At 71.8% G+C, this 6,429-nt stretch carries 7 protein-coding genes; 3 read left to right on the top strand and 4 right to left on the bottom strand.

Features of this window, described 5'->3' with window-relative positions:
- The first annotated feature begins 70 nt into the window (after positions 1-70).
- Positions 71-676: an HD domain-containing protein gene (locus D474_RS0101615; protein WP_017611852.1), complete on the top strand. Its 606-nt coding sequence runs from the start codon at positions 71-73 to the stop codon at positions 674-676.
- A gap of 70 nt (positions 677-746) precedes the next feature.
- On the opposite strand, the gene bla is transcribed toward D474_RS0101615, so the two are convergent.
- Entirely contained in the window at positions 747-1,658 is a 912-nt protein-coding gene (gene bla / locus D474_RS0101610) for a class A beta-lactamase (protein WP_017611851.1), read from the bottom strand.
- Between the two features lie 145 nt (positions 1,659-1,803).
- Between bla and D474_RS0101605 the strand changes: the two genes are divergently transcribed.
- A complete protein-coding gene (locus tag D474_RS0101605) occupies positions 1,804-2,697 on the top strand; it encodes a LysR family transcriptional regulator (protein ID WP_017611850.1) in 894 nt (297 codons plus the stop codon).
- Entirely contained in the window at positions 2,690-3,595 is a 906-nt protein-coding gene (locus tag D474_RS0101600) for a serine hydrolase (protein ID WP_026118083.1), read from the top strand. The genes D474_RS0101605 and D474_RS0101600 overlap by 8 nt, the downstream gene beginning before the upstream one ends.
- Positions 3,596-3,608: 13 nt before the next feature.
- On the opposite strand, the gene D474_RS0101595 is transcribed toward D474_RS0101600, so the two are convergent.
- The 3 genes from D474_RS0101595 to D474_RS0101585 all read right to left on the bottom strand — a co-directional run bounded on the left by D474_RS0101595 (position 3,609) and on the right by D474_RS0101585 (position 6,243).
- Positions 3,609-4,601: an iron-siderophore ABC transporter substrate-binding protein gene (locus tag D474_RS0101595; RefSeq protein ID WP_017611848.1), complete on the bottom strand. Its 993-nt coding sequence runs from the start codon at positions 4,599-4,601 to the stop codon at positions 3,609-3,611.
- 87 nt (positions 4,602-4,688) lie between these two features.
- Positions 4,689-5,480, bottom strand: coding sequence for a siderophore-interacting protein (locus D474_RS0101590; protein ID WP_017611847.1), 792 nt, complete (start codon positions 5,478-5,480; stop codon positions 4,689-4,691).
- A 148-nt stretch (positions 5,481-5,628) separates the two neighbouring features.
- Positions 5,629-6,243 (bottom strand): HAD family hydrolase, encoded by a 615-nt coding sequence (locus D474_RS0101585; protein ID WP_017611846.1) that lies wholly within the window; start codon positions 6,241-6,243, stop codon positions 5,629-5,631.
- Between the last annotated feature and the right edge of the window lie 186 nt (positions 6,244-6,429).

Genomic DNA, 6,429 nt, shown 5'->3' with positions numbered 1-6,429 from the left:
CTGGACTGCCCCCGCCAGGAGGGCCGGGGCACGGACGAAGCGGCGCCCCCGTGCGCATAACCTGCCCGGTATGCAGGTACCGACCGACGACGAGATCCGCGCGCTGCATGCCGAGCACGCGCCCACGCGCGAGGCCTTCGACCTCGTGTACACCCACTGCCGTATCGTGTGCGACCTGGCCGAACGTGTCATCGGGGCCAACCCCTCCCTCCAGCTCCTGGACGTGGATCTGGTGCGGGCGGGATGTCTGTTGCACGACATCGGGGTGTACCGGCTCTTCGACGGTGCCGGACGGCTCGACCACACCCAGTACGTGCGCCACGGCGTGCTCGGCCACGACCTCCTCGCCGAGGCCGGGATGCCCGAGGTGCTGTGCCGGTTCTGCTCCTGCCACACCGGGGTGGGCATCACCGAGCACGACGTACGGACACAGTCCCTGCCGATCCCGCCGGAGGACTACCTCCCCGACACTCTCGAGGAGGAGGTCGTCATGTACGCGGACAAGTTCCACAGCAAGGCCGACCCGCCCGTGTTCCTGACCGCGGGCGCCTACACACGCAAGGTGGGCAAGTTCGGTCCGGACAAACCCGTGCTCTTCCAGCAGATGGTGGACCGTTTCGGCGATCCCCCGGTGGAGGAGATCGCCGCCGGGTACGGACACACCGTGCGGCGCTGAACCGGTCCCCGCGGCCGGGCCCCGCCCCAGGTGCACGGGCGGGGCCCGGCCGCGGCCATGTGCGGGCCTCTCAGCCCAGGGCCTCGACGACCGTCTCGGTGGCGTCGGCGACCAGCGCATCGTCGTACTCGGCGTCCTCGTCCTCGCGGTCGGACATCACCGCGATCACCACCGGATCGCCCTCGGGCGGCCAGGCCACCGCGATGTCGTTGCGGGTCGCGTACCCGCCCCCGCCGGTCTTGTCGCCGACCTCCCAGTCCTCGGGTACCCCGGCCCGCACCAGGGTGTCGCCGGTGGTGTTGCGCACCAGCAGGTCGGTGAGGAACTCGCGTTCGTCCTCGGCAAGGGTGTCCTCCTCCAACACGTAGGTCTGCAAGGACTCCGCCAGTGCACGCGGGGTAGTGGTGTCGCGTTCGTCGCCGGGGGCTGCCTCGTTGAGTTCCTCCTCCCAACGGTCGGCGCTGGTGGTGTCGTCGCCGATCTCCCGGAGCGCCTCCTCGAAGCCGTCCGGCCCGCCCAGGCGTTCCAGCACCAGGTTCCCGGCGGTGTTGTCGCTGTGGCGGACCGTGGCGTCGGAGGCCTCGCGCAGGGTCATCGACGTGCGTCCCTCCTCCACGAGTTGCTCGGCGACCGGCGCATGGGTGAGCAGGTCGTCCTCACCGAGCGGCACCTCCTCGTCCAGGACCCCGGCGCCGTGCTGGTGCAGCAGCGCGCCCACCGCCAGTGCCTTGAAGGTCGAGGCGTAGGCGAAGCGGTCGTCGGCCCCGTACCCGATCTCCTGTCCCGTTCCGGTGTCGAGGGCGTAGACGCCGAGGCGTGCGTCGTACTCGGACTCCAGGTCGGTGAAGGCCTCCTCGGCCGCGGCCGACGGGTCGGCGGCCGGGCCCGGCGAGGCCTGCCCGGTGCCGCACGCGGCCAGGGGTGCCAGTGCCAGCGAAACGGTCAGGACGGCCGCGGTGCGCAGGCGGGCGGTGGTGGACACAGGTCTCCTCCTCGTATCACGGCGGCGCCCGCCACGAGGGGCGATGGCGCCACCACAGGGACACCACGGAGTCTGCTCCCGTACGTGTGATGCCGTCCAAGACAGAAATGGCACCTTCCATGCGGTTTCGGTATAGTCGCTGTTCATGGACTTGGTCGGTGCGTGCCGTGTGTTCGTCCACGTCGGCGAACGCGGCAGTTTCACCCTCGGGGCGGAGGCCGCCGGGGTCCGCCAACCCGTCGCCAGCCGGCGGGTCTCGGCACTGGAGGAACACCTGGGCGCGCCGCTGTTCGACCGTTCGGCACGGCGGGCCCAGCTCACTGCGTTCGGCCGCGACCTGCTGCCCACGGCCCGACACCTGGTCGCGCTCGCCGACGACCTGGGGGAAGAGGCCGAACGCGCCCTGAGCCGCCCGGTCACCCTCGCCGTCCCCGACGTGTGCACGCCCCTTGACCTGGCCCACCTGGACGCAGAGGCGCGGGGGAGCGGGCTCCACCTGGACCTGCGGCCGGTCGCCCGTGCCGAACGCCGCTCCCTGCTCAACGCCCACCAGGTGCGCCTGGCGCTGGAGACCGTGCCCGCCGACGAGGCTTCCTGGGTGGTCCCTCTCGGGCTGGCCGGCACCCACGAACCGCACGCCCGCGGGGTGCGGTTGGAAGCGCTGCGGGTGGGGCGCGACCGGGTGGGGGCTGCGGGCCGGCGTGTGTGGATCACCCCGGAGGACGACGTCCCGCACGTGCGGGACCGCCTCGCCCGCGTGCGCGACGCCGTGGGCCTGCGCCCGGGGCAGGTGGCGCCCGCCCGGTCCGTCGCCGGTGCGCTCACCGAGGTGCTGACCCGCGACGACCTCCTGCTGTGCTCGGCGCACCAGGCCCGGGAGCTGTCACTGGACTGGCTCCCGCTGCGCGACACGGTGCTTGAGCGCGGTTACCGTCTGTCCGGTGCCGACGACGACGCGGGCGCGCGGGTGCACGAGCACCTGGCGGGGGCGCTGGCCCGGTTCCTGGGTGCCCGGGCGGGAGGGGGAGACGATGCATGAGCGCGCGTTGGTCCGCGACCTGGAACAGCTGCTGGAGGAGGGCGGGCTGCGCGGTTCCTTCCTCGTGCGGGACCTGGACACCGGAGAGGAACTGGCCCTGGGCCGCCCGGACCTGCCCTACCCGACCGCCTCCCTGGTCAAGGTTCCGCTGGCCCTGGCTACTGCGGAACGCATCCACCTGGGCGAGCTCGACGGTGCCTGCACCGTCGAGGTGGTTCCCGGACGCGACTCCACCCCGGGGCCGTTCGGGCTTGCGCAGTTCCGCCACCCGGTGCGTGTGGCGGTGGAGGACCTGCTGTACCTGGCCATGGCGCTCAGCGACAACACCGCCGCAGAGCTGTTGTTCGAGTCCACCCCGCCCGAGCTGGTCGCGGACGTGCTGCGGCGGGTCGGCGTGCGCGGGATCACCGTGCGCCACGGCATCGCCGAGGTGGCCACCACCCCGCTGGGAGCCCTGGATCCCGCCGACGCCCACCTGGCGTTGGAGCTGGCGATCGGTGCGCCCACCGAGGGCCACGGACATCCGGTGTGCCAGCTCGACGTCACCCACGCCAGTTCCGGGTCGGCGCGCGCCTACGTGGAGCTGTTGCAGGAGGTGTGGCGGCCCACGGCGGTGGCCGCGCCGGTGGCCGCGCGCGTGCGCGGGCTCATGGGCGCGAACATGCTGCGACAGCGGTTGACGCCGGACTTCGCCTCCGACTCGGCGGTGTGGTCGTCCAAGACCGGGACCGTGCTCAACTGCCGCCACGAAGTCGGGGTGGTCGAGCACACCGACGGGCAGGTGCTGGCCGTCGCCGCACTGACCGAGTCGCTGGTGCCTGCGGTCGTGCAGCCCGGTGCGGAGGCCCTGATGGGCCGCGTCGCCCGGGGCCTGCACGACCACCTTCGGGCCCGGTGAGACCGGGACCGCGTTACTGTTCCAGGGCCTCGGTGAGCAGCGGCACGATGCCGTCGAGGGCGGCGTGCACGCCGGGTGCGGAACCGCTGGAGAAGGCGTCGATGAGGTCCTGGTCGTCCAGGACGATCAGGCGGTCGTCCTGGGCGGAGTCCAGCCCCTGGAGGACCGGGTCGGACTCCAGTTCCTCGGCGGCGCCGGCCGCCAGGGGAAAGACGACGGTGAGGTCGGCGTCCAGGGCCTCGACGTCCTCCGAGGACAGGTCGGTGTAGAAGGCGCTGTCGGCCGTGTCGGCGAGGTCGCTGTCGTACTCGAAGCCCAGGTCGGTGAGCAGGTCGGTGCGCGAGTCGCCGGGTACGTGGGCGCCGTAGCCGCCGTCGTAGTTGTAGGCGCCCACGGCGATGGTGTGGTCGGCGAACTCGGGGTGTTCCTCGCGCATCTCGGCGAAGCGGTCCTCGAGTTCGGTGACCAGTTCCTCGCCGTGTTCCTCCTCGTTCAGTGCCGCGGCGACCTGGCGGGTCTGCTGCTGCCACGTGGTGCCGTAGGTGATCTCGACGCCGGGTGGCGGGCCCACGACGGGAGCGACCGGGGCGAGCATGTCGTAGCGCTCCTGCGACAGGTCGGAGCGGGTGTCGAGGATGACGTCGGGCTCCAGGGTGGCGGTGGCCTCGACGTTGGGTTCCATGGTGCCGAGCTGGACGGGGTCGCCCTCGACGAGGTCGTCGACCCAGGGCCCGACCCCGTCGCCCCCGTACTCGAGCCAGTCGGAGACCCCGACCGGTTCCACGCCCAGGGCCAGGGCGGCTTCGGCGTCGGACCACCCGAGGGCGACGACGTCGGTGGGGTACTCGGGCACGTCCACGTCGCCGTGTACCGTCTCGACGGTCCGGGTGTCCTCGCCGTCGGCCGAGCCGGGGTCGGGGGCCTGGCCGGCGCAGGAGGTGACGAGCAAAAGGGAGGCTGCGGCGGCGCCGAGCACACCGACACGGGGGAGCGGACCGGGGTTCATGGGGACCTCACCAAAGATTTTAGCTTAGCCTTGCCTAAGTCTGATGCGTCCCAGGTTAGCGCGCTTCGCCCGTCCTCGTGACCGGGGTCAGGCGATGGCGGCCACACCTTCGCGCCAGTACCCCACGAACGTGATGTCCTCCTTCGGGACCCCGTGCTCGCGCACCAGCGTGCGGCGCAGCCCCGTGGGCAGGCCGTTCTCCCCGGCCACCCAGCAGTACGGGCGCCCGTCGGGCAGGTCGGAGGACTGCACCGTGCTCAGTGCGAGCCGGCCCGGCGTCGCGTGCGGGTCCTGACGGGGCAGCCAGTGCACCTGGGTCGCCTCGGGGGCGCGAACCGGGCGCACGTCCGCAGCGGAGGGCACCTCCAGGAAGACCTGGGCGCGCAGGTCCTCGGGGGCCTGCTCCAGGATCGCCAGGAGCGCCGGGACCGCGCTCTCGTCGCCCACCAGCAGGTGCCACTCGGCCTGGGTGGGCGGCAGGTAGTAGATGCACTCGGGGAACAGGCCCAGTTCGTCGCCCTCACACGCCGACAGAGCCCAGGCCGAGGCCGGGCCCTGGTCACCGTGCGCGACGAACTCGATGTCCAGCTCGAGGGTGTCGGGGTCGAAGCGCCGCATCGTGTAGTTGCGCACGTAGGGGCGCACGTCGTCGGGCATCTGCTTGTACTGGGGGAACCAGCCCTCGCCGTCGTACTCGGGCAGGGTCAGGCGTTCCTGCCCCGGACGGGCGAAGAACACGCGCACGCACTGGTCGCGGCCCAGGAACTCGAAGTGGGCCAGGTCCGGCCCCTGCACGGTCACTGTGACGAAGTTGTCGGTGGTCCGCTCGACACGGCTCACGCGGGTCCGCATCATCCGGCGGTTCTCGGGAAACTGCATGCGCAACAAGGCGGCCCTCCGGCAGGTCACACGGGCGACGGCGTCAGTGAGGTTAGCCTAACCAATATCCTGGCCGTTGTGCACCCCGGGATCCCGCGCAAAAAGGGCCCGGTGTCGCCACCGAGCCCCTCACCAGCGCGTTCCGTCCTCAGTCGGCGGTGATACCGCGCTCGGAGAGCTCCTTGCGCAGTCCTTCGGCAGATGTGAAGTGGTGGCCGCCCAACCCCAGCTCACGGGCGGCCGCGACATTGCGTTCGCTGTCGTCGACGAACAGCACACGTCCGGGTTCCACATCCAGGCCCTCCAGGCACCAGCCGAAGGCCTCCGCCTCGGGCTTGGCGTGTCCGATCCGGCACGAGAGCCCCAACACCGGGAACAGGTCCAGCACCCGCGCGTGCTCGGTCTCGAACAGATCGGCGATCTCGAAGGGGATGTTGGACAGCAGCCCCAACCGCACACCCGCCTGGGACAGGCCCCTGACCAGGGAGACCATCTCCTCGTCCACGCGCGACCAGCTCGCCAGGTCCAGCTCCACCAGCTCGGCCACCGCCCGGTCGTCGAACTGGGTCCCCGCGCCACGGCCGACCGCGCGCCAGTACGCCGGCCCGTACATGTCGCCGCGGTCGTAGGCCTGACGCTCACCCCAGTAAGAGCCCCAGAACACCTCGGGCGCCAGACCGGAGGTGCGCTCCAGGGCGGCCCGGCTCTCGGCGGACTGGGTGCGGGCGATGACGCCGAACATGTCGAACAGGACGGTGTCCACTGGGCCTCCAAGCGCTTGCCTCGACAGGGATCCCCACATTAGGAGGCACTGGGGGCGGCCCGTCTCCGGCCGGTCTCCCGCCCGGTTGGAGGGGGCCACTCGTCGGCGAGGGCTGGGCGCCCGGTTCGGGGTTCCTGGGAGTGGGGGTGGGCTGTGGGCGGGGTTCTGTGCGGGCCCCCGGCCAGG

Origin of the sequence: Nocardiopsis salina YIM 90010 (assembly GCF_000341025.1) — a bacterium.
Lineage (GTDB): Bacteria > Actinomycetota > Actinomycetes > Streptosporangiales > Streptosporangiaceae > Nocardiopsis > Nocardiopsis salina.
Note: the sequence above shows the minus strand (reverse complement) of the source record. Positions and strands in the feature narration are given on the sequence as shown.

Coding starts and splice junctions, on each gene's coding strand:
- D474_RS0101600 (WP_026118083.1), top strand. CDS start 2,690: ATGCATGAGCGCGCGTTGGTCCGCGACCTGGAACAGCTGCTGGAGGAG.
- D474_RS0101595 (WP_017611848.1), bottom strand. CDS start 4,601: ATGAACCCCGGTCCGCTCCCCCGTGTCGGTGTGCTCGGCGCCGCCGCA.
- D474_RS0101615 (WP_017611852.1), top strand. CDS start 71: ATGCAGGTACCGACCGACGACGAGATCCGCGCGCTGCATGCCGAGCAC.
- D474_RS0101605 (WP_017611850.1), top strand. CDS start 1,804: ATGGACTTGGTCGGTGCGTGCCGTGTGTTCGTCCACGTCGGCGAACGC.
- D474_RS0101590 (WP_017611847.1), bottom strand. CDS start 5,480: ATGCAGTTTCCCGAGAACCGCCGGATGATGCGGACCCGCGTGAGCCGT.